The sequence below is a fragment of the Ancylobacter sp. GW821-FHT10E12 genome (assembly GCF_058809335.1).
In genome coordinates, this window is sequence record NZ_JBXASN010000006.1 from 104,104 (window position 1) to 129,793 (window position 25,690).

Annotated in this window: 16 protein-coding genes and 5 pseudogenes; 16 read left to right on the forward strand and 5 right to left on the reverse strand. The window is 63.6% G+C overall.

Annotated features, from left to right (window positions below; genetic code table 11):
* Window positions 1-60 precede the first annotated feature (60 nt).
* Complete coding sequence (locus tag AC1RU4_RS09735; RefSeq protein ID WP_492890874.1) at window positions 61-1,569, reverse strand: aldehyde dehydrogenase family protein; 1,509 nt, start codon at window positions 1,567-1,569, stop codon at window positions 61-63.
* Between the two features lie 142 nt (window positions 1,570-1,711).
* Between AC1RU4_RS09735 and AC1RU4_RS09740 the strand changes: the two genes are divergently transcribed.
* From AC1RU4_RS09740 to AC1RU4_RS09780, 9 genes and pseudogenes are all read left to right on the forward strand, one after another.
* Entirely contained in the window at window positions 1,712-2,644 is a 933-nt protein-coding gene (locus AC1RU4_RS09740; protein ID WP_492890875.1) for an NAD(P)-dependent oxidoreductase, read from the forward strand.
* A 37-nt stretch (window positions 2,645-2,681) separates the two neighbouring features.
* Window positions 2,682-4,169 (forward strand): FAD-dependent tricarballylate dehydrogenase TcuA, encoded by a 1,488-nt coding sequence (gene tcuA / locus AC1RU4_RS09745; RefSeq protein WP_492890876.1) that lies wholly within the window; start codon window positions 2,682-2,684, stop codon window positions 4,167-4,169.
* Between the two features lie 204 nt (window positions 4,170-4,373).
* On the forward strand, window positions 4,374-6,095 hold the full coding sequence (locus tag AC1RU4_RS09750) for a GMC family oxidoreductase (RefSeq protein ID WP_492890877.1): 1,722 nt from the start codon (window positions 4,374-4,376) through the stop codon (window positions 6,093-6,095).
* Window positions 6,096-6,276: 181 nt separating this feature from the next.
* Window positions 6,277-7,743 (forward strand): NAD-dependent succinate-semialdehyde dehydrogenase, encoded by a 1,467-nt coding sequence (locus tag AC1RU4_RS09755; RefSeq protein ID WP_492890878.1) that lies wholly within the window; start codon window positions 6,277-6,279, stop codon window positions 7,741-7,743.
* A 50-nt stretch (window positions 7,744-7,793) separates the two neighbouring features.
* The gene (locus AC1RU4_RS09760; RefSeq protein ID WP_492890879.1) at window positions 7,794-8,831 is read left to right on the forward strand and encodes an amidohydrolase family protein; all 1,038 of its coding nucleotides are present in this window, start codon (window positions 7,794-7,796) and stop codon (window positions 8,829-8,831) included.
* 94 nt (window positions 8,832-8,925) lie between these two features.
* Window positions 8,926-10,137, forward strand: coding sequence for a CaiB/BaiF CoA transferase family protein (locus tag AC1RU4_RS09765; RefSeq protein WP_492890880.1), 1,212 nt, complete (start codon window positions 8,926-8,928; stop codon window positions 10,135-10,137).
* 300 nt (window positions 10,138-10,437) lie between these two features.
* Window positions 10,438-10,671, forward strand: a pseudogene (locus tag AC1RU4_RS09770) (transposase); the annotation flags it as partial.
* Between the two features lie 162 nt (window positions 10,672-10,833).
* Window positions 10,834-11,037 (forward strand): annotated as a pseudogene (gene tnpA, locus AC1RU4_RS09775) (IS66-like element accessory protein TnpA); the annotation flags it as partial.
* Entirely contained in the window at window positions 10,971-12,932 is a 1,962-nt protein-coding gene (locus AC1RU4_RS09780; protein WP_492890881.1) for a recombinase family protein, read from the forward strand. The pseudogene tnpA and the gene AC1RU4_RS09780, both read left to right, overlap by 67 nt.
* Here the strand turns inward: AC1RU4_RS09780 and AC1RU4_RS09785 are convergent.
* Both AC1RU4_RS09785 and AC1RU4_RS09790 read right to left on the reverse strand, forming a co-directional pair.
* Window positions 12,926-13,159 (reverse strand): annotated as a pseudogene (locus AC1RU4_RS09785) (IS3 family transposase); the annotation flags it as partial. The gene AC1RU4_RS09780 and the pseudogene AC1RU4_RS09785 sit on opposite strands and share 7 nt — an antisense overlap.
* Window positions 13,160-13,210: 51 nt before the next feature.
* Window positions 13,211-14,290 (reverse strand): annotated as a pseudogene (locus AC1RU4_RS09790) (IS30 family transposase).
* A 308-nt stretch (window positions 14,291-14,598) separates the two neighbouring features.
* Between AC1RU4_RS09790 and AC1RU4_RS09795 the strand changes: the two are divergent.
* The gene (locus AC1RU4_RS09795) at window positions 14,599-15,390 is read left to right on the forward strand and encodes a carboxymuconolactone decarboxylase family protein (RefSeq protein WP_492890882.1); all 792 of its coding nucleotides are present in this window, start codon (window positions 14,599-14,601) and stop codon (window positions 15,388-15,390) included.
* Window positions 15,391-15,834: 444 nt separating this feature from the next.
* Complete coding sequence (locus tag AC1RU4_RS09800) at window positions 15,835-17,388, forward strand: ISL3 family transposase (protein WP_492890883.1); 1,554 nt, start codon at window positions 15,835-15,837, stop codon at window positions 17,386-17,388.
* Between the two features lie 400 nt (window positions 17,389-17,788).
* On the opposite strand, the gene AC1RU4_RS09805 is transcribed toward AC1RU4_RS09800, so the two are convergent.
* Window positions 17,789-18,682 carry a LysR family transcriptional regulator gene (locus tag AC1RU4_RS09805; protein WP_492890885.1) on the reverse strand — a complete coding sequence of 298 codons (894 nt, stop codon included), beginning with the start codon at window positions 18,680-18,682 and terminating at the stop codon, window positions 17,789-17,791.
* 270 nt (window positions 18,683-18,952) lie between these two features.
* Here AC1RU4_RS09805 and AC1RU4_RS09810 point away from each other — a divergent pair.
* The 5 genes and pseudogenes from AC1RU4_RS09810 to AC1RU4_RS09830 all read left to right on the forward strand — a co-directional run bounded on the left by AC1RU4_RS09810 (window position 18,953) and on the right by AC1RU4_RS09830 (window position 22,900).
* Window positions 18,953-19,408: pseudogene (locus AC1RU4_RS09810) on the forward strand ((2Fe-2S)-binding protein).
* A gap of 574 nt (window positions 19,409-19,982) precedes the next feature.
* Window positions 19,983-20,399 carry a hypothetical protein gene (locus tag AC1RU4_RS09815; protein ID WP_492890886.1) on the forward strand — a complete coding sequence of 139 codons (417 nt, stop codon included), beginning with the start codon at window positions 19,983-19,985 and terminating at the stop codon, window positions 20,397-20,399.
* 28 nt (window positions 20,400-20,427) lie between these two features.
* Window positions 20,428-20,883 carry a molybdopterin cofactor-binding domain-containing protein gene (locus AC1RU4_RS09820; protein WP_492890887.1) on the forward strand — a complete coding sequence of 152 codons (456 nt, stop codon included), beginning with the start codon at window positions 20,428-20,430 and terminating at the stop codon, window positions 20,881-20,883.
* Between the two features lie 253 nt (window positions 20,884-21,136).
* Complete coding sequence (locus AC1RU4_RS09825) at window positions 21,137-21,595, forward strand: molybdopterin cofactor-binding domain-containing protein (RefSeq protein WP_492890888.1); 459 nt, start codon at window positions 21,137-21,139, stop codon at window positions 21,593-21,595.
* 210 nt (window positions 21,596-21,805) lie between these two features.
* Window positions 21,806-22,900, forward strand: coding sequence for an alpha/beta hydrolase (locus AC1RU4_RS09830; protein WP_492890889.1), 1,095 nt, complete (start codon window positions 21,806-21,808; stop codon window positions 22,898-22,900).
* A gap of 115 nt (window positions 22,901-23,015) precedes the next feature.
* Here the strand turns inward: AC1RU4_RS09830 and AC1RU4_RS09835 are convergent, their stop codons facing one another.
* Window positions 23,016-25,376 (reverse strand): membrane-bound PQQ-dependent dehydrogenase, glucose/quinate/shikimate family, encoded by a 2,361-nt coding sequence (locus tag AC1RU4_RS09835; RefSeq protein WP_492890890.1) that lies wholly within the window; start codon window positions 25,374-25,376, stop codon window positions 23,016-23,018.
* Window positions 25,377-25,690: the final 314 nt, after the last annotated feature.

Consider the following 25,690-nt stretch of genomic DNA (forward strand, 5'->3'; position numbering starts at 1 on the left):
TGCTTCTCGGCCGCATAACGCGCCTCGCGTCGGCTTGCCCTCGGCGCGACTCGCCGGTTTTCAGAGGCGCATCAGAACGGATTTCGTCTGGGTGAACGCGTCTATCGACTCCGCGCCCATCTCCCGGCCGACACCGGATTGCTTGTAGCCCCCCATTGACATGACTTGGTCGACCTCGGCGTAGGTGTTGATCCAGACCCGCCCGGACTTGAGCGCGCGCGACATCCGGATCGCCCGCCCGACGTCGCGGGTCCAGATCGCGGCAGCAAGGCCATAAGGGGAATCGTTGGCCGTACGGATCAGATCCTCCTCGTCGGAAAAGGAAATGATGGACAGCACCGGCCCGAAGATTTCCTCTTGAGATATCCGCATGCCGTTCGCCGCCTCGTCGAAGACGGTCGGCTCGACGAAGAAGCCGGTCTCCCCCAGTCGCTCGCCTCCGAGGCGCAGTTTAGCGCCCTCTTCGCGGCCGACATCGACATAGCCGAGCACCTCCTCCATCTGCTTCCTGGAGATGAGCGGCCCGAGCTGGTTCGCCGGGTCGAAGGGCGACCCTACGCGCAATCCCGCGGCGATCGCGCACACGCGCTCGGATATCTCCTCGCGCAGGCTCTCATGCACGAACAGTCGGGTGCCCGCCGAACAGATCTGACCGGAGTTGCGCGTGAAGGCCGTCACGGCGGCGGCGACCGCCGTGTCGAGATCGGCGTCCGGGAAAATAATGTTCGGCGACTTCCCGCCGAGCTCGAGCGTGACCTTCTTGAAGTTGCCGGTGGAGGCCTGAAGGATCTGCCGGCCGACAGAGGTCGATCCGGTGAAGGCGATCTTGTCGATGCCGGGATGTTCGGCCAGGGCGGCGCCAACCCTCGACCCGCTTCCGGACAGGATGTTGACGACGCCAGGCGGCAGACCCGCCTCGAGGATCAGTTCGCCGAGCCTGAGCGTGGTCAGGGAGGTGAGCTCGGCCGGCTTCATCAGCACGGTGTTGCCGCAGGCGAGCGCGGGCGCGATCTTGGTCGCGGCCATCGTGAAGGGCGCGTTCCAGGAGTTGATGAGGGCACAGACCCCCATCGGCTCGCGCAGCATATAGATGAACTTCGACGGATCCGAGGGATTGGTCGTTCCATAAATCTTGGTGGTCCAGCCCGCATAGTAGCGGAAGGTCTCGGCCGCCGAGGCGACCCAGCGCGTAGCGGAGGACAGTGGCGTGCCGTTGTCGAGCGTCTCCAGAACCGCGATCTGCACGGCGTTGGCCTCGATGAGATCGGCGATGCGCAAAAGCCAGCGCGTCCTGGCATGGGGCGACGCTGCACCCCAGGCGCGGCCCTCGAACGCCGCCCTGGCCGTCCTGACAGCGGCGTCGACATCCGCGGCCTCGGCCGAGGACACCGAGGTCAACACCTCTTCGGTGGCGGGGTTCACGGACTCGGACCGCCTGCCGGACGACGCCTCGACCCAATCTCCCCCGATCAGCAACTTCTTGGGCTCCTTGAGCCAGTCGAACGCCTGCGCGGCGCCAGGAATCTCGGTGGGAACTGTAAGCATGGGAGCCTGCTCTGCGTGTTTCATGTGTCGTGCCGCGGGGACGGGCTCCTAGGGTGCCCACGGAGCCTGCGGTCGCAAGCCTCGTGCCACAACCGACGAACGGGCGGGTCAACGGTGGCATCGCGATTGCTCATGCGGAACGTGAATTTCCAAGGGGGGATACGAAATGAGGGCGGGTTTCATCGGGTTGGGCCGGATGGGAACGGGAATGGCGCTCAACCTTCTCAAGACGCATGGAGCGCTTCTCGTTCACGACGCCAAACCCGAGGCCATGGGCCCTCTGCTGGAGGCCGGAGCGCGCGGCGCGCCGAGCATCGCCGAAGTCGTTCGGTCCGTCGACGTCCTCTTCACCTCCCTTCCCGGGCCGCCGCAGATCGAGGATGTCTTTCTGGGGCCGAGCGGCGTCTTGGCGAACGCGCGCCCCGGGCTCGCGGTGTTCGACCTCTCGACGAGTTCGCGCGCGCTGGCGCTTCGCCTCGCGGACGCCCTGGCCGGCGCATCGGGAGCGTTCCTCGACTCTCCGGTAAGCGGGGGCCCGGCCGGCGCCGCGTCCGGGGAACTCGTCCTCTGGGTCGGCGGCGACAAGGCGACGTTCGACCGCTGTCTGCCGTTGCTCCAAGACTTCTCGAAGCACCCGCGCCATGTCGGCGATGTGGGGACCGGCACCGTCATAAAGCTGGCCCATAACGTCCTGGGCTATACGATCATGCTCGCCGAGGCCGAGGTCTTCTCGATGGCCGCGAAATGCGGGGTCGACGCGCTCGACCTGTGGGAGGCACTGCGTCTCGGCGTCGTGGGCAAGCAGTCGCCGCTTGACATGCTGACCAAGCAGTTCCTTCCCGGAATCTACGAACCGCCCGCCTTCGCCCTTCATCTGGCGCGAAAGGATGTGATGCTCGCGACCGAGCTGGCGCGGGAGGTCGGCGTGTCGACGCGTCTGTGCGATCTGACCTTTGCGGAGATGACCGAAGCCATAGCCAAGGGAATGCGGGATCAGGACTCGCGTGCATATCTGAAGCTGCAGCTGGAGCGGTCCGGCGTGTCGGTGGCGGTGGAACCCGAGCGGCTGCGCGCAGCGCTGGCACGGGCGGCCGTATAGGAAATAACCCATTGGGAAGCGTTGAGGAGGAAGATGTATGGAACATCGATGGGACATTGTGGTCGTGGGTTCGGGAAATGCAGCACTCTGCGCCGGTATTTCCGCGTTGGAGGCCGGTCAAAATGTTCTTATCATTGAAAAGGCAGGGCGGGATTTGGTCGGCGGAAACAGCAAATACACCGCAGGCGCAATGCGCTTCGTCTACAATGGCGGCAGTGACCTTCTGCCTTTGCTGGGAAATTCCAATGATGATCGGCTGCCTGTGACGGATTTTGGAGCCTATACTGCCGAAGAGTTCTCAGCCGACCTCGAGGCATTCAACGGAGGTTGTCCGCAGAGCCCGGAGCAGAAAATTCTAGTTGCGGAGAGTTACGGCACGGTTTCATGGCTTGCGGGGCACGGGATTCATTTTGAGCCAATGTACTCGCACCAGTCCTCCGTGAAGAATGGCAGGCACGTTTTTTGGGGTGGGCTCACTCTCCAGGCTCATGATGAAGGCCCGGGGCTGGTGGAAGCCGAACTGAGAGCCTTCCAAAAACTCGGAGGGCAAACCCGATTCAATTGCGCCGCCGAAGCCTTGATTGTAGACGGCGGGCGGATCGTCGGAGTTCGCACAAATCAGGGAGAGATACTTGCTGGAGCGGTCATTCTCGCCTGCGGAGGGTTCGAATCCGATCCGGCCATGCGAGCGAAATATATCGGCCCCGGCTGGGAGAACGCCCGCGTCCGCGGTACCCCACACAATAACGGCGACGGCTTGAGAATGGCGTTCGATCTTGGTGCCGAGCCGTGTGGATTCTTTGGTGGCTGCCATTCTGCACCCATGGACTACCACGCACCGGAATATGGAAACCTCAATCTTCCTCACAAAGATCGCAAGCTGTATCGCAAGATATGCTATTTTCTCGGAATTATGGTCAACGTGAATGGCGAGCGGTTTGTCGACGAGGGATTGGATTTCCGAAATTATACATACGCGCAATTCGGCCGTGAGATCATGAACCAGCCAGAATATCGTGCTTGGCAGATATTTGATAGTAAATGTATTAGTCTACTTCATAAAGATTATACATTTTACGACGCACATTTCATCGAGGAAGATTCACTAGATGAACTCATAGAGAAAATTGAAGGCGTGCGAGACAAGCGAGCGCTCCGCAGAACGATAGACACCTATAATGTAGCGATTGATGGCAGCGTCAACTTCGATCCCTCCATCAAGGATGGCTGTTCTACCCGAGGTTTGGTACCCCCAAAATCGAACTGGGCCCAACCCATCACCGACGGGCCATTCCGCGCCTATCCAGTTACCGGCGGAATCACTTTCACGTATGGTGGGGTTGGGGTTGACGCCACCGGTGCTGTACTTAAAGGAGAGGAGGGTGCGATTCCCGGTCTCTTCGCCTGCGGTGAGATGGTCGGGGGGGTCTTCTTCAATGGCTACCCCGGCGGCTCCGGCCTTACCTCCGGAGCGGTGTTCGGTCGCCGTGCGGGCATGGGAGCAGCTCGTTTCGCCGCCGGGTGAAGATAGGACGGCGTATCGGCACTTCGACCCTCGAAAGTCGGCCGTTGGGAGCCTGCCTTGACGGCCGCCGACGTGTCTGGGTGGGCGCCGATGCCAAGCGGGGCGCATGACGTCTAAGGCCAACGCAGTCGCCGACCGCGACCGCCCGGTTGCCGATGCGTTGATGAGGCTGGGGGTATCAATTTACATGAACTTCGGAATTACTTGGTCGTCGCTGGCACGACGGTTGCTGCTCTCCAGATCGAAGCCGTCAGCTTTGCGCGAAAGACTGATGAGACGTGCATGGAGGGTGGATTGGAGAGTTACGACTACATCGTAGTGGGCGCCGGATCGGCGGGGTGCGCGGTCGCCCGGCGGCTGTGCGACGACCCCGGCAGGCGCGTCCTGCTGCTGGAGGCTGGTCCCGAAGCCAACGATTTCTGGATCCGCGCGCCGGCCGGGATGGCCCGGATGTTCAAGTCCGAACGTTACAACTGGAATTTCTATACCGAGCCGGTCCCCACCCTGCGTGACCGCAAGCTCTACTGGCCGCGGGGCAAGGTCCTCGGGGGAAGCAGCGCCATCAACGGCATGGTCTATGTGCGCGGCGACCGCCGCGACTTCGACCAGTGGGCGCGGCTTGGCAATATCGGCTGGAGCTGGGAGGAGGTACTGCCCTATTTCATCCGGTCCGAACGCAACACGCGGGGTGCGAATGCCTTCCATGGCGTCGATGGCCCGGTGACGGTCAGCGACCCCGTGCTGATCCACCCCGCGATCGGGGACTTCATCGCCGCGGCAGAGCGTATTGGGATAAAGCGCCTCGACGATCTGAATACCGGTGACCAGGATGGCGTCGGACTGCTTCAGTTCACGATCCGCAACGGCGTCCGCCAGACCAGCTACGACGCTTTCATCAGGCCCGTGGAAAGCCGGCGCAACCTGACGGTACGCAGCGGCGTGCATGTGGCGCGCGTCCTGTTGGAGGGGCGGGAAGCGCGCGGCGTGGAGGTTATACAGAACGGCCGGCGGTCGAGCATCGCTGCCGAGCGCGAGGTCGTGTTGTGTGGCGGCGCACTCAGTTCTCCCCATATCCTGATGCTGTCGGGGATCGGAGACGGCAAGGCGCTGCAGACGCATGGGATCGACACGGTCATGCATTCTCCGGGGGTTGGCCGGAACCTCCAGGACCATTTTTCCGTCCGCATGCAGGTGCGCGCGACGCCGGACAGCTCGTACAATCGCGACCTCCTCGGCTGGCGGAAGTATTGGCAGGGAGTCAAATATCTGACGGCCAAGAGAGGATACCTCGCACTCGGTTCCTCGACCGCAGCCGCCTTCGTCAAGAGCAACCCGGCCTTTGACTATGGAGATCTGGAGCTCAGCTTCCGGCCGATGACCTTTGCCTTCACCGCGTCGGGGGATGTGGCGGTCCATGACTACGACGCCGTCGGTGCGTCGGTCTATCGCGTGCGTCCCGCTTCCCGCGGACATATCGACCTGCGTTCGCCCGATCCGTTCGAGGCCCCGGCCTTCCATCCCTGCTATCTGGAGCATCCGGAAGACGTGGAGGCCTCGATCACCGGCGTCCGGCTGCTGCGGAAGATTCTCGCTACGGAACCGCTCTCGCCACGCTTGCGGGGTGAAATTCTGCCCGGCGATGACATCACCACCGACGAGCAACTGCTCGACTACATGGAGCGCGAGGGGCATTGCGCTTTCCATCCGGCGGGGACATGCAAGATGGGTAACGATGCGATGGCGGTGGTCGACAGCCGCCTGCGGGTTCGCGGCATCGACCGACTTCGAGTGATCGATGCCTCGATCATGCCGGTCGTCACTTCGGGTAACACCCACGCGCCGACCGTCATGATTGGTGAGAAGGGTGCGGACATGATCCGGCAGGACGTGATCGCCGCGAGGCCAGCGTCAATGGCCAACGCCTAGGACGGGAACGATCCCACGCCCCCAGGTCTCGATACTTGCGCGCGATACTTGCGCGGGCGCTCCCGCGCCGCGGCAGTCATGGCACGCGCCTTGCGCACCTTCACTTGGTCGCCGATGACGCGGCGGCGCCGGATGATCCGCGATAGGGACGCCAAGATTGATGAGCGAATTTCGGAAAGTTATGTCGAACAACCTGCAGCTGGAAGGTATTTCCATTTATCCACAGCCGGCGTTGCTGATAGACGGTAAGTGGATCGACGATCGGCCCGCCTGTGCACAGGCCCGCAACCCGAGCTCGGAAGCCGTGCTCGGCAATGTCCCAGGGGCCACGCCCGAAGACATCGATCGGGCGTTGGCCGCCGCGCAGAAGGGCTTCGAGATCTGGCGGCGGGTTCCTCCCGCAGAACGGTCGCGCCTGCTCCGTGCCGTAGCGGAGCTGGTGCGCGCTCGTACCGAGGAGATTGCCCGGGTCATCACCCTGGAGCAGGGCAAACCGCTGCCGGATGCGCGGGGCGAGGTCGAACGCGCGGCGACGTTCCTCGAATGGGACTGTGAACAGCTGCTGCGCAGCTATGGCCGTTTCGTTCCTACCACCCCGCCCCTGCAGCAACTCGTCGTTCGCGAGCCTGTCGGGCCCGTGGCGGCCTTCACGCCGTGGAACGTGCCGATCAGTGCCCTGTCCCGCAAGATCAGCGGCGCTCTCGCCGCCGGTTGCTCAATCGTGGTGAAACCCGCGGAGGAAACCCCGGCGACGGCCTGCCTCTATGTCCAGTGCTTCCTCGACGCCGGAGTGCCGCCCGAGGCGATCAACGTCGTCTTCGGCAATCCCGCCGAGGTCTCGAGCCGGCTCATCGCCTCCCCGGTGATCCGGATGATCACGCTGACCGGGTCAGTTGCGGTCGGCAAGCATCTCACCAAGCTCGCGGCCGAAGGCATGAAGCCCGTCCTCATGGAACTGGGCGGACACGCGCCGGTCCTCATCGACCGCGACGTTGATCCTGTCGCCGTCGCCCGCCTGTCGTCGCAATCGAAATTCCGCATGGCCGGACAGCTCTGCGTCTCGCCCACGCGCTTTATCGTCCATCGCGAGATCTATAGCGACTTCATTGAGGAATTCGCCAGCGCCGCGCGCGCGATTAAGGTTGGAGACGGCTTCGAGGACGGCGTGGAAATGGGGCCGGTGGCCAACGGACGTCGCCTCGACGCCATGGCCTCGCTCGTCGAGGATGCCGTCGCCCATGGCGCCTCGCTGCGTGCGGGCGGCGCGCGCATCGGCAACAACGGCTTCTTCTTCGCGCCGACCATCCTCGCCGACGTACCGCTCGACGCCGCCGTCATGAGCGTGGAGCCTTTCGGTCCAATCGCTGCTTGCGTAGCTATGGATGATCTCCATGCCGGGATCAATCTCGCGAACAGCTTGCCGGTCGGTCTCGCCGCTTATGCCTTCACGAACGATTCGGAAGCCGCCGATTTGATGGCGCGCGAGCTCCAGGCCGGATCGGTTGCGATCAACGTCTTCAGCAGCCCAGGGCCGGACGCGCCCTTCGGCGGCTACAAGGAAAGCGGGATCGGCCGTGAAGGCGGCGACGAATCCCTCGATTCCTACACCATCCTCAAGACGGTAACGACCCGGAGAGGTCGGATCTGACCGGGCGCCGGAGACCGGCACAAAAGAGAAGGACAGGGAGCGACGCGATTATGAACAAGCGCCTGGACGGGCGGGATGAGCCGATACTGGACCCCGGCATTCCCATCATCGACTCGCACCATCATCTCTTCGATCTGCCGTCGGTACGATACATGTTCGAGGACTATCTTGAGGACGCGCGCGCCGGCCACCGGATCGTCGCCTCGGTCTACGTTGAGACGCAAGCCTTCATGCGAAAATCGGGACCGGTTGCCCTTCGGCCTCTAGGTGAAATCGAGTTCGCGAACGGGGTAGCGGCCATGAGCGCCAGCGGCGCCTACGGACCGATCCGGGTCTGTGCGGCGATTGTCGGCTATGCAGACCTGCGCCTCGGCACCGACGTCGCGCCCCTGCTCGATCGCGCCATGGCGACCGCTCCGGAGCGCTTCCGGGGCATGCGGCAGATCGTCATGGAGCATCCGGACGAGAGCGCTTACCGCTATTTCTTTACCGGCCGGCCCCCTAGCGGCATCTATGAGCATCCCGGCTTCCGCCACGGTCTCGCAGAGCTTTCCTCCCGAGGGTTGTCCTTCGAGGCGACAGGTTTCCACGCCCAGCTTCCCGAAATTGTCCGTATTGCGGACGCTTTCCCGGATATGCCGATCATCGTGAACCACATGACGGTGCCGATGGGCTTGCAGGGAGAATCCCGAGAGGAGGTTTTCGAGACCTGGGCCTGCGGCCTCCGCGAGGCGGCGCGACGTCCGAATGTCCTGTGCAAGATCGGCGGCATGGGCATGCCCATCTGGCAGTTCGGCTTCCAGGAGCGCGGCGATCCGATCGGCTATCGCGAATTGGCGCAGGCCTGGCGGCCATGGGTGGAGGTCGCGATCGAAGCCTTCGGAGCCAGGCGCTGCATGCTGGAGAGCAACTATCCCCCGGACAGCCGATCCTGCGGTTTCGTGCCCCTCTGGAACGCTCTCAAATCCATTGTACAGCCATATTCAAACGAGGAGAGGGCGAACCTGTTCTACCGGACGGCTGCGCAGGCGTACTCGATCGACTTGTCGGAACTGGACATGTCCGACAACCTGCTTGCGATCGCATAAGCTCGCAGTCCTCAGTGGCACAGGGCTTGCGCCGCATCGCGGACATCGACACGAGACCAGCAAAAACGCTACCTACGACACGGGTTGCATCAAAATGAACGATACCTCGTCCTTCCGACCGGGCCCGCTGCATGGCATTCGGATCATCGACCTGACCGCCGTGGTCATGGGACCCTATGCGATGCAGATCATGGCAGACTTCGGTGCGGAGGTCCTAAAGATCGAGACGCCGCAGGGTGACATTATGCGTTTCGTCGGCAAGCACGGCGATCACGGCATGGGGCCGATCCATCTGACGCTCAATCGCGGCAAAACGCATATCGCCCTCGACCTCAAGAAACCCGAAGGGCGCGCCGTCCTCGACGCCCTGATCGGCGGTGCCGATGCCTTCGTTCATGCGATGCGCCCCAAGGCGATTGAGCGGTTGGGTTACGGCTACGAGCGCGTGCAATCGCTCAAGAAGGACATTGTCTATTGCGGCGCATACGGATTCGGAGCCGACGGTCCCTATGGCGATGACCCCGCCTATGACGACCTGATCCAGGGTCTGTCGGGGGTCGCCGATCTGGCGGCGCATATGGTCGGCGAGCCGCGCTTCTTCCCGACGCTGATCGCGGACAAGGTCTGCGGTCTGGTGATGGCCTATTCGCTGCTGGCAGCACTCCTGCACCGGCAGCGTACAGGCGTGGGCCAGCAAGTCGAAGTGCCAATGTTCGAGAGCATGGTGCAGTTCGTCATGATCGAGCATCTCGCCGACCGGACGTTTGGCGACAACGAGAGCATCGGCTATGCTCGCGTGATGTCGCAGCTACGCAAGCCGCATCGGACGCAGGACGGCTATGTCTGCGCCCTGCCTTACAACGACAAGAATTGGCGCGACTTTTTCGCCATCGTCGGGCGCCCGGATCTGGCCAGCGATCCCCGCTTTATAACCCAGAACGCTCGGAGCCAGAATTACGAGGTTCTTTACGGCCTGCTCGGCGAGTTGATCGGACAGCAGAAAACGGCCTACTGGCTTGAAAAACTGCGGGAAGCCAGCGTTCCGGTCGCGCCGGTCCTGCAGCTTTCCGAAATCTTCGATGACCCGCATCTGCGGCAGGTCGGACTGATCCAGAACGTGGAACATCCGACCAAGGGCCAGATTCGATCGATCCGGTCGCCGATCACCTTCTCCGCATCTCCGGCGGCCATGGGTAAGCCTGCCGGTGCGATAGGAGCGGATACGATCGATGCGCTTCGAGGCCTGGGGCTATCGGACGAGCAGATAGCGAGTCTGGTTGAGCAGAAGGCTGTGTTCCAAGGCTGAACCATCGCCGACCGGCGCTACGCTGTGTTTTCGACGCCCGCTTCCTCCCGGGTGCTAATTGGCTGCCCTCCTTGAACGGAGGCAGCTTTTTTTGCATGTAGGGAGAAGCTCAGGATTGCAGATTCCTATAGATTCGGCCATCAGGAGTTCAGCTATTGAGAGCGGCTCAACGACACCATCGACCTTGACCAACTGGTCACAATCGATGCCCATGGGCCCATGGCAACTGCGGTGTCGATCGTCTCGATTAAGAGCACCTAACAAAACTGTTTGTTAACCATATGCGGCCGAACCTTTGGCATGGCCAAGAAGCTTTTGCCCGATGCCCTCTGGGCCGAAATCGCCCCGTTGTTTCCTTCCGCTTTGCCGCGCCCGAAGGGCGGGCGGCCTCGGGTGGAGAACTGTGAGGCACTGGTCGGCATCCTGTTCGCGCTGTACACAGCGATCCCGTGGGAGCGGCTACCCTTCGAGGTGGCCGGCTGTTCCGGAATGACCTGCTGGCGCAGGCTCCGGGCCTGGCAGGATGCCGGCCTGATGAGATCTTTCGCCATATGCTGGATCGCTGTAAGCGGTGTCGCGGTCGCACCTTTTTGGCGACGGTTTGACGAGGCAGGCTGACGATCCGATTTGGAGGATCGTTTTGTGTCTGGGCTTGACCATAGACTTGAGCCGGAGGGCGAGGTCCGGCGTTTCGAGGTGATCAACGGGGCGCTGGGCCGGCGGCGTTGGAGTGTCGACGTTCGGGCGCGGATTCTTGAGGAGACGCTGGTTCCCGGAGCGGTCGTGTCCGAGGTTGCACGCCGGCATGGCCTGACGCCGCAGCAGTTGTTCACATGGCGCCGCGAGGCGCGCAAGGCCGCGCAGACGCTGCCGGCCTTTGTGCCGGCGGTCGTTGCACCCGAACCTGTCACGGCAGCGGAGCCACCAGCTGCGCCACCACGCCGAAAACGGCGCAGTCGTCCTGCCTCGGCAAGGTCGGCGCGGTTTGCGCCCGCGAGGTCTCGCGCTTCGCCTGCAACAGCCGCGACTGGCAGCAGCTGATCGAGATGTGCCGGGTCGTCGACACTGTGCTCGTCGATCAGGAGACGGTCTATGCGCCGCGCCATGGCGACGATCGCCTGCTGCTGGGCCTCAAGGGCAGCCTCAACGAGTACGAGCTCGATCTTCTGCGTCAGCGTTCTCTCGCCGCCCGCTACGCCAAGGCGCGCCGCGGTGAGCTGGTCGTCTCCGCGCCGATCGGCTTCGTGAAGGCGGATGACCGTTATGAGAAGGATCCGGATCGGCGCGTTCATGAGGCGATCTCGCTCGTCTTCGACAAGGTCCAGGAACTCGGCAGCGCACGCCAGGCGCTGTGCTGGCTGCATGAACATCGGCTCGATCTGCCTGGGAAGCAGCGCAATGGCGACACGGCCTGGCGCCGGCCGAACTACGCCTCCATCCACCGGATCATCGCGAACCCGGTCTACGGCGGCGCCTATGCCTATGGTAAAACGAGCGCGGCGGCGGCTTATGCTGCCGACGGCATCAGGGTGAAGACTCGCCGCAGGACACGAGATGAGTGGCTCGCCCTGAAGCCCGGTGCCCATGACGGCTATGTGAGCTGGGAGAGGTTCGAAGCGATCCGCGCGATGGTGGCAAGCAATGTTCCGACCGGTAGGCATCATGGCGCCGCTAAGCATGGCGAGGCGCTGCTCGCTGGCCTGGTCCGCTGCCGGCGCTGCGGCCGCAAGCTGACGCTTCGCTACACCGGGGCCAGGCACGGCATCCCGCGTTACAGCTGCTCGCGCACTTGGATGGACCATGGCGGCCCGTCCTGCATCGCCTTCGGCGGCCTGCGCGTCGACGACGCGATCGAGGAGGCGCTCCTGGGCGTGGTCGGCCCTGGCGCCGTCGCCGCGGCGCAGGAAGTCGCGTCACAGGCGGCTGGGCAGCGGGATCAGGTCCACGAGGCCCTTGGCCGCGACCTGGAAGCGGCGCGCTATGCTGCCGACCGTGCCTTCCGGCAATACGATGCCGCGGATCCGGCCAACCGGCTGGTGGCCGGCGAACTCGAAGCGCGTTGGAACAGGGCGCTCGCCAAGGTGGGGGAGATCGAGAGCAAGATCGCGGCACATGATGCGGCCAAGCCCGCGGTAAGCATCGATCCCGCCATGCTCGGCCTGCTCGCGTCGAACCTGCAGACCGTGTGGTCGGCACCGACCACCAACGCTCGGCTGAAGAAGCGGATCGTCCGTATCCTGATCAACGAAGTAGTCGCCAATATCGACGATGCCACCTCCGAGATCGTTCTGATCATCCTCTGGGCCGGCGGCGCCCATAGCGAGATGCGCCTGCCGAAGCGCCGGCGCGGGCAGCGCAACAGCACATCGACCGATATCGTCGCGGCGGTGCGCGAACTGGTGCTGATCGCCAGCGACGACTTGATCGCCGGCCTTCTCAATCGCAACGCCCTGAACACCGGCAATGGCAATCGCTGGACGCGTGAGCGCGTCACCTCCATGCGGTCGAACTACAGGATCCCTGTGTTCAAGCCTGCGGCCGATGGCCTCGAGCCCTGGCTCAACCTCACCGACGCCGCCAAGCTCCTCAAGGTCTCGACCAGAACGCTCAGACTGGCCGCCGAGGGCGGCGAGATCGAAGCCATCCATCCCCTGCCGGATGGCCCGTGGGTCTTCGCACGAGCCGCTCTTGGCACAGATGCCGCCCAATCCATCACCGCACGGGCGCGGCAAAACCCAAAATACCCCGCGGGATCGCCGCCCGCACAGCAAAACCTCTTCACTTCAATCACATAGCCAGATGGGTGTTCTGATGCGCGGTTGTAGAACCTCTCGATGTAATCGAACAAATCGGCCCCGGCCGCGTCACGCGTCCGGTAGAGTTGGCCCCGGATCCGCTCGGTTTGCAGGGATAAGAAGAAGTTCTCCATGGAAGTGCTGTCCCAGACGTTGCCAGATCGGCTCATCGAGCAGGTGACGCCGTTCTCGGCCAGCAGCTACTGAAAGTGCTGGCTGGTATATTGGACGGATTCAAGCGGTCATTGCAACGGGGACATTCCGTCCTATGCCAGCCACTAGTCAAGTGCCTCGGCTGGGTCTTCCAGCCGAGGGTTTTTTCGGCGCCCGGCGTTGAGGGTTGCAGCAATGGCGGCGATCGTTTCGGTACTATGCGCGCTCAGGTCCGTCCCCTTGGGAAAGTACTGGCGCAGCAATCCATTGGTGTGTTCATTGGTGCCACGCTGCCAAGGCCTCTGAGGATCGAGAAGTAGACTTGGATGCCCGCGTCGATCTTGAGCGCCACGTGTTGGGCCATTTCGGCGCCTTGGTCCCAGGCCAGCGAGCGACGTAGTTCCTGAGGCAGGCTCACGATGGGGCGAGTGATCGCGTCGCGAACAGCCTCGGCACCATGACCAGCGAGTGCCGGTCCATTCTTGGCTCGCGGCGCCTCCCCGTGGCCGTCAGTCGCGGGAGATGCAACAGCATCGTGAAGCGCGTCGTGCGTTCGACCCGTGTGCCGATCGCCGAACTGCCCAGCCCCAGTATGAGATCGCCCTCCCAGTGTCCCAGTATTGCCCGATCGGACGCCTCGGCCGAACGCTGGCTGATCATGATCGGGGGTGTCACGAAACCCTTGCCGCGCTGCCCCGCTCCGGCCCGCGGCGTCCGCAACGCCCCGGCTAGTTCACAGGCACGCCGTCAGTTCACGGCGCAGCGCCCCACGACCCTGGATGAAGAGCGCCTGATAGAGGGCTTCGTGACTGATGCGCAGCGTCTCGTCATCCGGAAAGTCGACGACGAGGCGCCGGGCGATCTGCTCCGTGCTCCATGCTTTGGCCCGTCGGTCCTTTCGTTGGTCATGCCGGCGCCCATTCCAGGGAACCTCAGGGCCAGGAACGGCAATACCATTCGGCGCCGCGATCATTCCGGCGAGCTTTTCCTCGACATAGGTGCGTAGAGCCGGGTTCTGCACAAGCTTCGCAGCTTTCGGACGCCGGCCCGATCGTTCGGCATGCCATTGAGCCGTTGTTACCCATTTGCGCAGCGCGTTCTCGCGGATATCCAGATCCCGAGACGCCTGCGCGACGCTCACCGCGTTCCCTGATCAGGCGAACCGCCTCGATCTTGAATTCACGCCCAAATCGTCTTTGCTGCATCTGCCACCTCCGGCTTCATGAAACACCCAATCTCGGTGTCCGCGAAGCCGGAAGCAGGCCGAGTTGCAGGCTATCGACGACTGGCTCGTGTCGTGACCGCTCTTCTCGCTCATTGAGCAGTGAGGATTTATGTGAAGGGCTCATAGGCCCTATCGATCGAACCCCACTAAAATGTCACGGCAAGCGCGCCTAACCTTGCGGCATTCTGTGGAGACGCTTGTGGCCAATTCACGGGAATTTGTGATCGCCTGCTGCAGGGCGGCAGAGAGACCCGGCACCCACATTCCAAACCGTCAAAGTGAGGCCGTATGAAACTTCTCGCCACAGCTATCCTGTCGCTTGCGCTGGCCACTCCGGCCTTCGCGCAGGACAGCAATCATGGAGCCGGGCCGGTGTCAGGCGTACGGTCTTTGACCTTCGATGAAGTCCGATCCGTGTCCCCGGCCCTTGAAAGATACACGCAGGGGCCGCTTCTCGATGGGGTGTGGAAGCGCCCAGGCCTCGCCCCCCGGGACCGTAGCATCGTCACCCTGGCGATTCTGATCGCGCGCATTCAGACGATCGAGATGCCGTACCACTTCAACCTGGCACTCGATAATGGCCTCAAGCCCAGCGAAATCTCCGAGATTATCACCCATCTCGCCTTCTACTCGGGCTGGGCGAACGCCATGTCGGCTATCGCTGTCGCGAAGGATGTTTTCGCCCAGCGCGACATTAGCGCCGATCAACTTCCCAGCGCATCTCCGACACTTCTCCCCATCGATAGGGCCACCGACGAACAGCGCGCCGCCGGCGTCCGGCAGAATGTCGGACCCGTGTCCGAAGGGCTCGTGGAATACACCAATGGCGTTCTGTTCGAGGACCTGTGGCGACGCCCTGACCTGGCGCCGCGGGATCGGAGCCTCGTGACCGTCACCTCGTTGATCGCGAACGGACAAGTGGCGCAGATGACCTATCACCTCAATCGGGCCATGGATAACGGACTGACGAAAGAGCAGGCGTCGGAGGTGATCGCGCATGTCGCGTTCTATGCCGGTTGGCCGAATGCCTTCTCCGCGGTTCCCGTGGCAAAGGCGGTGTTCGACGCGCGTCCGAACTAGGGTCCGTTTCACGGCGAGGTCGTGGCTCCTCCACCCAATTTCTTGTTCGGCGGCTCGGGTCGCGATAACAGCGACGAGGGAAAGCCGCCGTGATCACAAGGTCAGCTTCCCGCACCATGTGGCATGTGCTCGCCCTCACGGCCCGCACCGTGATCGGCGTCGCGCCCGCCCCTGCACAGTCCGTCGATCAAGTTTACACGCATACCTCTCCTCTTGTGCTCAAGGAACAGGGCAACTTCTTGGTCGGGGAGAAGCCGTGGCGGAAACAGCAGTCCGGTTGTCTTCGCCTCTTGGCCCTTTTGAGAAAGGCGGCGTTCCGGTCGTCATGGTTCATGGCGCCCCCCTGAACGGCAAGATGTGAATCGGCGTGGAATAAGGGCTCTGACTCACTTTTGATGGAGTTGAGGGTCTGGCTGGCATTGGTTCACGTGGAGAATCAATGCCATGGGCCAGGATTTACGGGTCTCGGAGCTGGTGCCGCGCGGCTTTGTCGTCGATGAAGTGGTCGACGCGGATTCCGGCATCCAGATCTGCCTCCGTGCCTCCAGTGCAAGGAGTTGTTGCCCGGGATGCGGGGCAGCCTCGATGCGCGTTCACAGCCGCTATGCTCGGCAGCTGGCAGATCTGCCGCTTTCCGGCAGGCCGGTCCGTCTCGTCATTCAGGCGCGGCGCTTTCATTGCGACGCGGTGCTGTGCCCACGCCGCATCTTCACGGAGCGCTTCGATAATGGGGCCCTGCTGCCATGGTCCCGGCGCACGGCTCGGCTCGATGACCTCGTCCACCATCTCGGGCTCGCTTTGGGTGGCCGGCCGGCAGCGCGGTTTGCGCAAAGACTGATGCTGCCGGCGAGCAACGACACGCTGCTCCGGGTGATCCGAAGGCGAGGTCGACCGCCCTTCGTGCCGCCTGCGGTGATCGGGATCGATGACTGGGCCTGGCGACGCAATCAGCGCTATGGATCGCTGATCCGCGATCTGGAGCGGCGCCAGACCATCGCCCTCTTGCCTGACCGGGAGCCGGCAACCGCTCAAGCCTGGCTGTCCCAGCAGCCACAGATCACCATTGTCGCCCGAGACCGGGGCGGCGGCTATGCACTGGCTGCGGCGAAAGCCCTACCAGCCGCGACACAGGTCGCTGATCGCTGGCACCTGATGGAGAACGCGAGCCGGGCCTTTGTCGACGCCGTTCGCAAATCCATGCGCCAGATCCGTGCCGCCGTCGGCGCATCCACCATCAATGCGGATCTGCTCACCGCTGCCGAACGCATCCAATATGAAGGATATCTACACCGTGAGGAGACCAACGTAGCCATTCTCGACCTCGCAAAGGCGGGGGTGACGATCAAAGATATCGTGCGACGCACCGGTCACAGCCGCGGCCTCGTCCAGCGCGTCATACGCGGGCAGCGCTCGGACGTCTTCCGCACTCGCGAAAGTTCTCTCGAGCTGTTCCTGCCCTGGCTCGACGCGCAGTGGGCGGCTGGGCAGCGCAATGGTGCCGAGCTCTGGCGTCGGCTCGGACACCACGGTTTCCGTGGCAGCCTCAGGGTCGTCACGGAATGGGCCACGCGCCGCCGGCGAGCCGAGGCGGTCGAGGGCGGCGCCCTGAACCGGACGCCATCGGCGCGAACCCTTGCACGATTGATGACCCTCGCCCGCGATCAACTCTCCAGATCCGAAACCGTGTTGATCGCGGCGATCGAGAGCGTACCCTCGCTTGTCGAGGCCCGCGAGATCATCGCCGCCTTCCAGACCATAATCCGCAAGAAGGCTCTTCCCGATCTCGGCCCTTGGCTGGAACGTGCGAGCTCAAGCCTCGTGGCCGCGTTCGGCCGCGGCGTGAGAAAGGATCACGCTGCCGTCGCCGCGGCCATCACGTCTTCTTGGTCCAACGGCCAGACCGAGGGCCAGATCACCAAGCTCAAGCTGGTGAAGCGCCAGATGTACGGTCGCGGCAAACTCGACCTGCTGGAGGCTCGCCTCGTCGCGCCAGCATAGCACCACACCACCAAATCTGCGTCAGAGCCCCTTTTGCGCGCCGATCAAGGGTCCCGTTCCAACGCCGTTTGACAGGCAAGACGTAAGAAACGACACCCGACCGCAGGATGGGCTGGAATGAGTATTGCGCGCGGCGAGGCATGGGGCATCCCCTGCGGCTCCTGGAAGAGCAGCTTCGACCTGTACCAGGCGTTCATCGGTATGCGAGCGGAAACGCGCAGATGCCGCATCAGCCCTCATTGGGCATCCACGGCAACAGCCATATGATCATGCAGGAAAGGAACAACCTGCACATCGCCGATCTGATCCTGCAATGGACATCGACAAGAATGTGGCGCCTGACGATGGAGGGCGTCTTCCAGGTCTTAGGGGACGCCTGCCACGTTCTCCGTCAACACTTTCACCCTCTATAGCGCAATGCGTCAACCAACAAGGCGAAGGCTGGCGAGTGCTGTCGACGGCTTGGGTAGTAGAGGTGATAGCCCGACCAATAGGGACACCAGTCTTCCAGCACCCGGACGAGACGGTCGTTCGCGATATGGGGCTCGGCGAGATCCTCCGGCATATGGGCGAGCCCGAAACCGGCCATCGCTGCATTCAGGACGCGGAAGATGCTGTTGAAGACCAGTTGGCCGTCGACACGCACCTTGAGTTCACGGCCGTCTTTCTCGAACTCCCAAGCATATATCCCGCCATAGGTCGGGAGACGCAGATTGATGCCGGCGTGACGGACGAGATCCTGCGGGGTCTCGGGAGGTGAGTGCTCCGCGAAATAAGACTTAGACCCGACCACCGCGAACCGGACGCTCGGCGCGATTCGCACCGAGATCATATCCTTGGCGACCTGTTCGCCGAACCTCACGCCCGCGTCATACCGCTCGGCGACAATGTCGGACAGGCCGTAGTCGATGATGAGCTCAACCTTGATGTCTGGATAGCTCCGCAGAAACGTCTCGAGCTTCGGCCAGAGGATCGTCTCGACGGCATGATCGCCTGCCGTAATTCGGATCATCCCGGCGGGCTTTTCCCGCAAGGCCGTAACGGCCTCAAGCTCAGCTTCGATTTCCTCGAACCGCGGGCCGATAGTCTGCAGGAGACGCTCACCCGCTTCCGTTGGGGACACGCTGCGCGTGGTGCGGGTCAGCAGTCGAATACCGAGCCGCTCCTCCAACTGGCGCATCGCATGGCTGAGCGCCGACTGCGATACGCCGAGCTTGGCCGCGGCCCGCGTGAAGCTGCGCTCGCGGGCGACAGCCAAGAAAGCGATGAGATCGTTGACATTCTCACGGATCATTCATGATTCCTGCTCATATAAACATGAATATTATTGCACATCATTGCAAGCTGAATAAGCATCACATTCATGAAGCTCACTCATAGCTTCATGCCATCTATTCGCCTAATCACGGGGTAGATATCAGTGTAGATTTTTCCAACTCCAAGACGGCGGAGGTGCGTCGTCAGTTGGGATCACCCGTGAGCTGGCCGGCCAACTGAAGAGGCAGTCTCGAAGTACGAACCAACAACACTCTGTTCGATTGCGCGATCTCACCGAGGGAGAGATATGAGCACGTTCACCATCAACAGAAGTTTGCATACTTTCGATGGCGATCCGGAAATGCCGCTGCTTTGGTATCCTCGGGATGTCGCGGGCATGGTCGGCATCAAATTCGGATGCGGGTAAGCGCTTTACGGCGCGTACACCGTTCATCTTGATGGGACTGCCGTTCGCTCATGCCAGACTTTGGTCAGCGACATTGACGGTGCGTCGATCGCCACGATCGAGGGGCTGTCGCCGGATGGAACGCACCCCGTCCAAGTCGCGTGGCGCGAGTCGAACGTCGCGCAACGCGGCAATTGCCAGGTTGGGCAGATTATGCAGGCGGCGTCTCTCCTGCGGGACACGCCGCGTCCGATCGACGAGACCGTCAACGCCGCCATGAGCGGGAATATCTGTCGCCGCGGCACGTATCCTCGCATTCGCGCCACCATCAGGCTCGCCGCGGGGAGGGTCGGGTGATGAACGCCACTACGATCCTTTCCCCGCAAGAGCAACAACCCGGCCACGCCAACGCGCTTGCTAGTGTGAGCCTGCGCGCGTTTATGTTCGGGTTGACGGCTGGTGCTCTCGTGCTCGCAGCCCAACTGCCGTCGCCGGCATATGCGCAAGAGAAAGACCCTATGGCGGTGGCGCAATGCCGCGCGGTCTCAAGGATGACCCCCGCGTTTTCCTCGCCATCGAAGGGGACGGTACGGTCAATCTCCTTTGCAATCGCGCGGAGATCGGACAGGGCGTTCGCACCATCTGGGCCATGGTCGTTGCCGACAACTGGAGGCCGATCTGGGCCGCTTCAGGATGCGGCAGGCGCCAGGTGACGAGGCCCGATACGGCAACCAGAACACCGACGGCTCGCGCAGCATGCGGCAGCATTTCCGGCCGCTTCGGCGCATCAGCGCCGCGGCCAAGCAGATTCTCGAACAGGAAGCGGCGGCGCGGTGGGGCGTGCCGGTGGCTGACGTATCTGCGACGAACCACGAGATCGTGCACGGCCCGAGCGGCCGCCGCCTCGGCTTCGGGGAGCTTGCACAGGGGGGTGGCGGAGCAGTCGGTACCGGCACGCGGGGCATTCGTCTTCAAGGCTCCCGACAAGTTCCGCGACGTCGGCAAGGATGGCATCTGCCTTGCCGACAACTATGACATAACGACTGGCAAGGCGATCTATGGCATCGACGCTCAGGTTGATGCAATGGTCGTCGCGTTCATCGCACGCCCTCGTGTCTATGGCGGCAAGGTGAAGAGCTATGATGCCGAAACGCTCAAGGTGCCGGGTGTCTTGAAGGTCGTGGCCATAGATGCTCCGGCCATTCCATCCGCATTTCAACCGCTGGAGCGATCGGTGTGGTCGCGGAAAACATACTCGCTGCGATTAAAGAGCGATCCCTTCTCGATATCCAATGGGATGACGGGCCGAACGTCAGCTACAATTCGGCCAAGTATCGCGGGGCCATAAAAGTGGTCCGGGCAAGCCCGGAACCGTCATGCGCAATGACGGCGATGTGGACGCCGCGCTCGCCGGTGCCGCCCGCCGCGTCGAGGCCTCCTATTGCATCCCGCGCCTTGCACAGGCACCGATGGAGCCGCCGACCGCTACCGCACGCGTCGCCGATAGATCCTGCGAAGTCCGGAGTAGTGTCCAGGCGCCGGAGGCGATCAGGGCCGACCTCACCAAGCGCTTCAACACTCTCCCGGAGAAGGTGATCGTCCATACGACCTTGCTCGGCAGTGGCTTTGGCCGCAAGTCGGAGCCGGACTTCGGCAGGGGCGTCGCGTGGCTGCACCGCACGGTCGCGCCGAGCATCGTATCGATCTTCGAGCCGAACGTCACCCACGAGACCCCTCTCGAGCCCGGCATGGGAACCGTGGAAGTGCCGTTTACCATTCCCAATCTGAGGGTCGAAAACCCCGAGGCAACGGCGCACACCCGTATCGGCTAGTTCCGATCCGTCGCCAACATTCCCCACGCCTTCGCGGTCCAGCGCTTCGTGGCGGAGCCCGCCGCCGCCGGGCGCGATCCCAATCAATATCTCCTAGAACTGCTCGGCCCGGAATCGTCGGCGTGGATCGCCGGATCGAACAGGCATCCATCTCGAACAAATTCGCTTAGATCCGAGGCTCTATCCCTTCGACACCGGACGCCTGCGCCGGATGATCCAAACTACGGCGGGCGCCGAAAATCGAGGGCACGCCATGCTACGCGACAGCGGCCTCGGCATCTGCATCGCCGACCATCATAGCTTCGTGAGCTATACGGCTGTCGTGGTCGAGGTGGAGGTTGGAGCGAACGGAGAATTGACGATCCCGCGCGTGGATATCGCCTTCGACTGCGAAGCCTTCGTTGTCCCCGATCACGTGCGCTCGCAGCTCGAGGGAACGGTCTTCCAGGGGATCAGCCTTGCGACGGTCGGCGAGATCTCCTTCAATGACGGCAGGCCGGAGCAGTCGAATTTCGATACCTATGTAACGCGCATCGAGGCCGCACCGACGGAGATTCACACGCATCTCGCGTCGACGACGGGATGTGACGCGCCCCTCGGCGGCGTCGGCGAGCCCGGCGTGCCTCCCGTTGCGCCGGCCTTGATCAATACGATCCATGCCGCCAGCGGCAAGCGCATACGCAGCTTGCCGCTCCGGAATCAGCTCGTCTGAGGCGGGACGGAAGGCACTGGAGGTGTCCGCAACAGGGAGCGGCGACTGATCAGCATCGAAGCTCGACGCGGACGCACGCCTTATCGCCGAACGCCGCCAATTGATGAGCGCAGCTCATAACGACAAGCGAAGCAGGTGATCTAATCCGAGCGCTTCGCCTTACCTAGATTTTGATGAGAGTGGTCAATCCAACAGCTACGGAGTCAGGTCATGAGCAAGCAGGACGAAACCGGACATACGCTTGAACAACCGACCGATCTGAATGTCGTTCGGCGCAATCTCCTGAAACTGACCGGCGTAAGCGCCGCGGCTCTTGGGGCACTGTCGCTTACGAACGGACAAGCCATCGCGCAATATGCCGGCTCCTGGGACAAGACCTTCCCGCTGAGCGAGCGCGTGGATCACCGGAAGGTCTCCTTCTCGAACCGTCTGGGCATCAACCTCGTCGCGGACATGTACGTCCCGAAGAACATCGACCGTTCGCGACGCCATCCCGCTCTCGTCGTCGGGCATCCCTACGGCGGCGTGAAGGAGCAGACCGCCGGCCTCTATGCCCAGACGATGGCCGAGCGTGGCTTCGTCACCATCGCGCACGACGCCTCCTACAACGGCGAGAGCGGCGGCCAGCCGCACTTCATCTCGTCGCCGGAAGCCACAGTCGAGGATTTCAGCGCCGGCGTCGACTTCCTCGGCGTGAACCCGCTGGTGGACCGCAACCGCATCGGCGTCATCGGCGTGTGCGCCAGCGGCGGCTTCGCGCTGGCCGCCGCGCAGATCGACCCTCGCATGAAGGCGGTCGCCACGGTCAGCATGTACGATATGGGCGGCGCCAAGTGGGCCTGGAACGGCCAGCCGATGAACGCCGAGGCCCGCCTCGAAACCCTGACCGCCGTCGGCGAGCAGCGTTGGGCGGAAGCCGCGGGCGCCGAGGTGCGTTACGGCGCGCTGCCGGAAGTCCTGACTGCAGAAACCGACCCGATCACGCGGGAATTCTTCGACTACTATCGTACGCCCCGCGGACGCCATCCTCGCGCGACCACGGCGATGGCGATGTCGGGCGACCCGTCCTACCTCCACTTCCGCCCGTTCGATCATGTCGACATGATCTCGCCGCGGCCGATCCTGCTTGTCGCGGGTGAAACGGCTCATTCGCGCTTCTTCAGCGAGCAGGCATTCAAGCAGGCCGCCGAACCGAAAGAGCTGTTCATCGTCCCCGGCGCCGGACACGTCGACCTGTACGACAAGGTGGACCTCATCCCGTGGGACAAACTGCAGTCCTTCTTCGATCAGCATCTCGCGGCATGAGCGTCACGGATTGGATCGCCGCAGCTAGACTGAAGGTTCGAGAGATAAGTACGGCGGGCCTCTCTGCGAGGCCCTCCGCGCAGCTTTCTAGCGAGCGCGCGGCTTGCCCGGCCCCTCACCTCGGCAGCGCAAAGGCGATGACATAGTCGCCCATTTGACCGCTGGCGCCTGTGCCGCCGGCGCTGATGACCACGAACTGGCGGCCGCTGCCCGGCGACACATAGGTCATCGGCGTGGTTTCTGCACCGACCGGCAGCCGTCCCTTCCAGAGTTCGCGCCCCGTGCGCACGTCGATGGCGCGGAGATAGTAGTCCTGGGTGCCCGCCATGAAGACGATGCCGCTGGAGGCCGTTACCGGTCCGCCGCGCGTCGGCATACCGATCGGGATCGGGAGGTGCGTGGCGATGTTCAGCGGGCCGAGGTCCTCGACCGTGCCCAGTGGCATTTGCCAGGCAATCCGCCGTGTGGCGAGGTCGATGGCCGTCAGTGTGCCGTAAGGCGGTTCCTGGCAGGGAATGCCGAGCGGAGAGACGAAGCTGCCCTGCTCGATGGCCCAGGGCGTGCCCAATTGAGGCGCGCCGGTGCCCTCGGCGCCGGGTCCCCGGAGCCGGGCGTCGTATTCGGCGCGTGGGACGAGGCGGGTCGTCACGCCCATGCGGATGTCGTTGACGATCAGGTAGCCGAGGTTCTCGGCGATCGAGACCGAGCCCCAGTTCATGCCGCCGAACCAACCCGGAAAATGGATGGTGGTCCGCTCGCCCGGCGGCGTGAAGGCGCCTTCGTAGCGCGCCTTAAGGAATCCGATGCGGCAGGCCAGCTGGTCGAGCGGGGTCATGCCCCACATGCGCCGCTCGCTCAGCGGCCCGGTGCCGATGGACGGCATCCCCACCGAGAAAGGCTGCGTCGGCGCCGTTCGGTCGTCGGCCACGCCGCCCTGCGGGACCGGCCGCTCCTGCACTTCGGCGATGGGCGTGCCGTTGCGCCGGTCGAGCATGAAGATCTGCCCGGTCTTGGTGGTCTGGATCAGCGCCGGGATCGTGCCGCCGCGACCATCGGGCACGTCGTAGAGCGCCGGCTGCGAGGGCACGTCGTAGTCCCAGATGTCGTGATGGACGGTCTGGAAGCGCCAGCGCTCGCGACCGGTCGCGATGTCGAGTGCGACGATGGACGACGAATATTGCTCGGCCGCCTCCGTGCGATGCCCGCCCCAGAAGTCCGGGGTGGCGTTGCCGGTGGGCAGGTAGATCAATCCGAGGGCGTCGTCATAGGCCGGCGTGGACCAGACATTGGGCGTCCCGCGGGTGTAGCTCTCGCCCTCGGGCGGCAGGCGCGCGACGGCCGGGTTGCCGAGGTCCCAGGCCCAGACCAGCGCGCCGGTGCGCACGTTGAAGGCGCGGACGACGCCGGAAGGCTCCCCGACCTCGGCGTTGTCCCACACCAATCCGCCGACGATCACCAAGTCGCGCACGATGGTCGGCGCGGCGGTCGGAAAGTAGAAGCCGGGCTTGATCTCGCCCATTCCCGGACCCAGGCCGACGACGCCGTTGTCGCCAAAGTCGGCGCAGGGCGATCCCGTCAGCGCATCGACGGCAATCATGCGCGCATCCACCATGGTGGAGATGATGCGGCGCGTGCAGGCGACGGCACCGGACGTGGCAGCGGGAGCTTCTAAAACGCCGCCGGCGGACGCGTCATGGTAGCCCACGCCGCGGCAACGCGGGCGCAGGTTGCCGCGCGCCTGCGGATCGAAGCGCCAGCGCTCCCCGCCGGTATCCGCATCGAGCGCGAAGATCACATTGGACTGCGTGCAGCCGTAGAGCAGCCCGTTCACATGCAGGGGTGTGACCACGAAACCCTCGCCCGCCTCCGGCCTCGGAATCTCGCCGGTCCGATAGGTCCAGGCAACCTGCAGTCCGGCGACGTTGGCCGGCGTGATCCGGTCCAGCGGCGCGAAGCGCGTGCCCGACGGCGTGCGCCCCCAATAGGGCCAGTCCTGCCCACTGATCGGGTTCACGGCGGCACCCGCCACCGGCGGCGGAGCGCCTTCGGCTGTCACCAGCGGCATGGGCTGGAACGCCTTGTAGACCGTCGCCCCCAGCGCCAGAGCGAGAACAGCGGCGAGCGCATAGGCCGGGAGCTTGGGAGCCGAGCGCCCGCGGAAGCGCAGGGCCGGTACAAGCAAGCATACGAGGAGCGCAAGCACGGCAGGCGCGAACAGGCGGGAAACCAGCGGCCAGAAGGCAAGGCCGACCTCCCAGAGCGCCCAGATGACGGTCGCGGCGAAGACGAGCATGTACATCGCCGCGCCGGCCGGGCGGCGCATGGCGATCAGGACGCCGGCCACCGTGAGGCCGAGGCCCGCCGGCGCGAAGTACCATGAACCGCCGAGGCTGATCAGATGGACACCGCCGCCCAGCATGAACAGGCCGGCCGCCAGGATCGTCAGGCCGAGGCCGATGTGCGCAACAACTCCCACGCGGATTGATGTTGGCTGAGAAATGGGATCGCCCTCTCTGTTGGCGCCGCGTGCGCCATCCGAAGCAGGGAGAGCGGGGCGAGCCTGACATACGGCGCGCCGAGATTGTCGGATGGCGCCGGGGGACAATGTTAATTTCCGCCACTGAGCACCACTATTTCTGGATTTGGCACGAGCCTATGAAGCAAGCTCATGAATGGTGCCTGGCCGCCTTCCGGCGAGAAGGCGCGGTACACCGCCGCTCGGGCGGCTGGCATTCATGAGCCGGTCTCATAGCTACATGCGAACCCAAAGACCTAATCTTCGGCCTTCCG

Bases quoted from the DNA above. Each gene is read 5' to 3' on its own strand.
- AC1RU4_RS09735 (WP_492890874.1), bottom strand. From the start codon at position 1,569: ATGAAACACGCAGAGCAGGCTCCCATGCTTACAGTTCCCACCGAGATT.
- AC1RU4_RS09740 (WP_492890875.1), top strand. From the start codon at position 1,712: ATGAGGGCGGGTTTCATCGGGTTGGGCCGGATGGGAACGGGAATGGCG.
- tcuA (WP_492890876.1), top strand. From the start codon at position 2,682: ATGGAACATCGATGGGACATTGTGGTCGTGGGTTCGGGAAATGCAGCA.
- AC1RU4_RS09755 (WP_492890878.1), top strand. From the start codon at position 6,277: ATGTCGAACAACCTGCAGCTGGAAGGTATTTCCATTTATCCACAGCCG.
- AC1RU4_RS09760 (WP_492890879.1), top strand. From the start codon at position 7,794: ATGAACAAGCGCCTGGACGGGCGGGATGAGCCGATACTGGACCCCGGC.
- AC1RU4_RS09765 (WP_492890880.1), top strand. From the start codon at position 8,926: ATGAACGATACCTCGTCCTTCCGACCGGGCCCGCTGCATGGCATTCGG.
- AC1RU4_RS09780 (WP_492890881.1), top strand. From the start codon at position 10,971: ATGGCGCCGCGAGGCGCGCAAGGCCGCGCAGACGCTGCCGGCCTTTGT.
- AC1RU4_RS09795 (WP_492890882.1), top strand. From the start codon at position 14,599: ATGAAACTTCTCGCCACAGCTATCCTGTCGCTTGCGCTGGCCACTCCG.
- AC1RU4_RS09800 (WP_492890883.1), top strand. From the start codon at position 15,835: ATGGGCCAGGATTTACGGGTCTCGGAGCTGGTGCCGCGCGGCTTTGTC.
- AC1RU4_RS09805 (WP_492890885.1), bottom strand. From the start codon at position 18,682: ATGATCCGTGAGAATGTCAACGATCTCATCGCTTTCTTGGCTGTCGCC.
- AC1RU4_RS09820 (WP_492890887.1), top strand. From the start codon at position 20,428: ATGCGCAATGACGGCGATGTGGACGCCGCGCTCGCCGGTGCCGCCCGC.
- AC1RU4_RS09825 (WP_492890888.1), top strand. From the start codon at position 21,137: ATGCTACGCGACAGCGGCCTCGGCATCTGCATCGCCGACCATCATAGC.
- AC1RU4_RS09830 (WP_492890889.1), top strand. From the start codon at position 21,806: ATGAGCAAGCAGGACGAAACCGGACATACGCTTGAACAACCGACCGAT.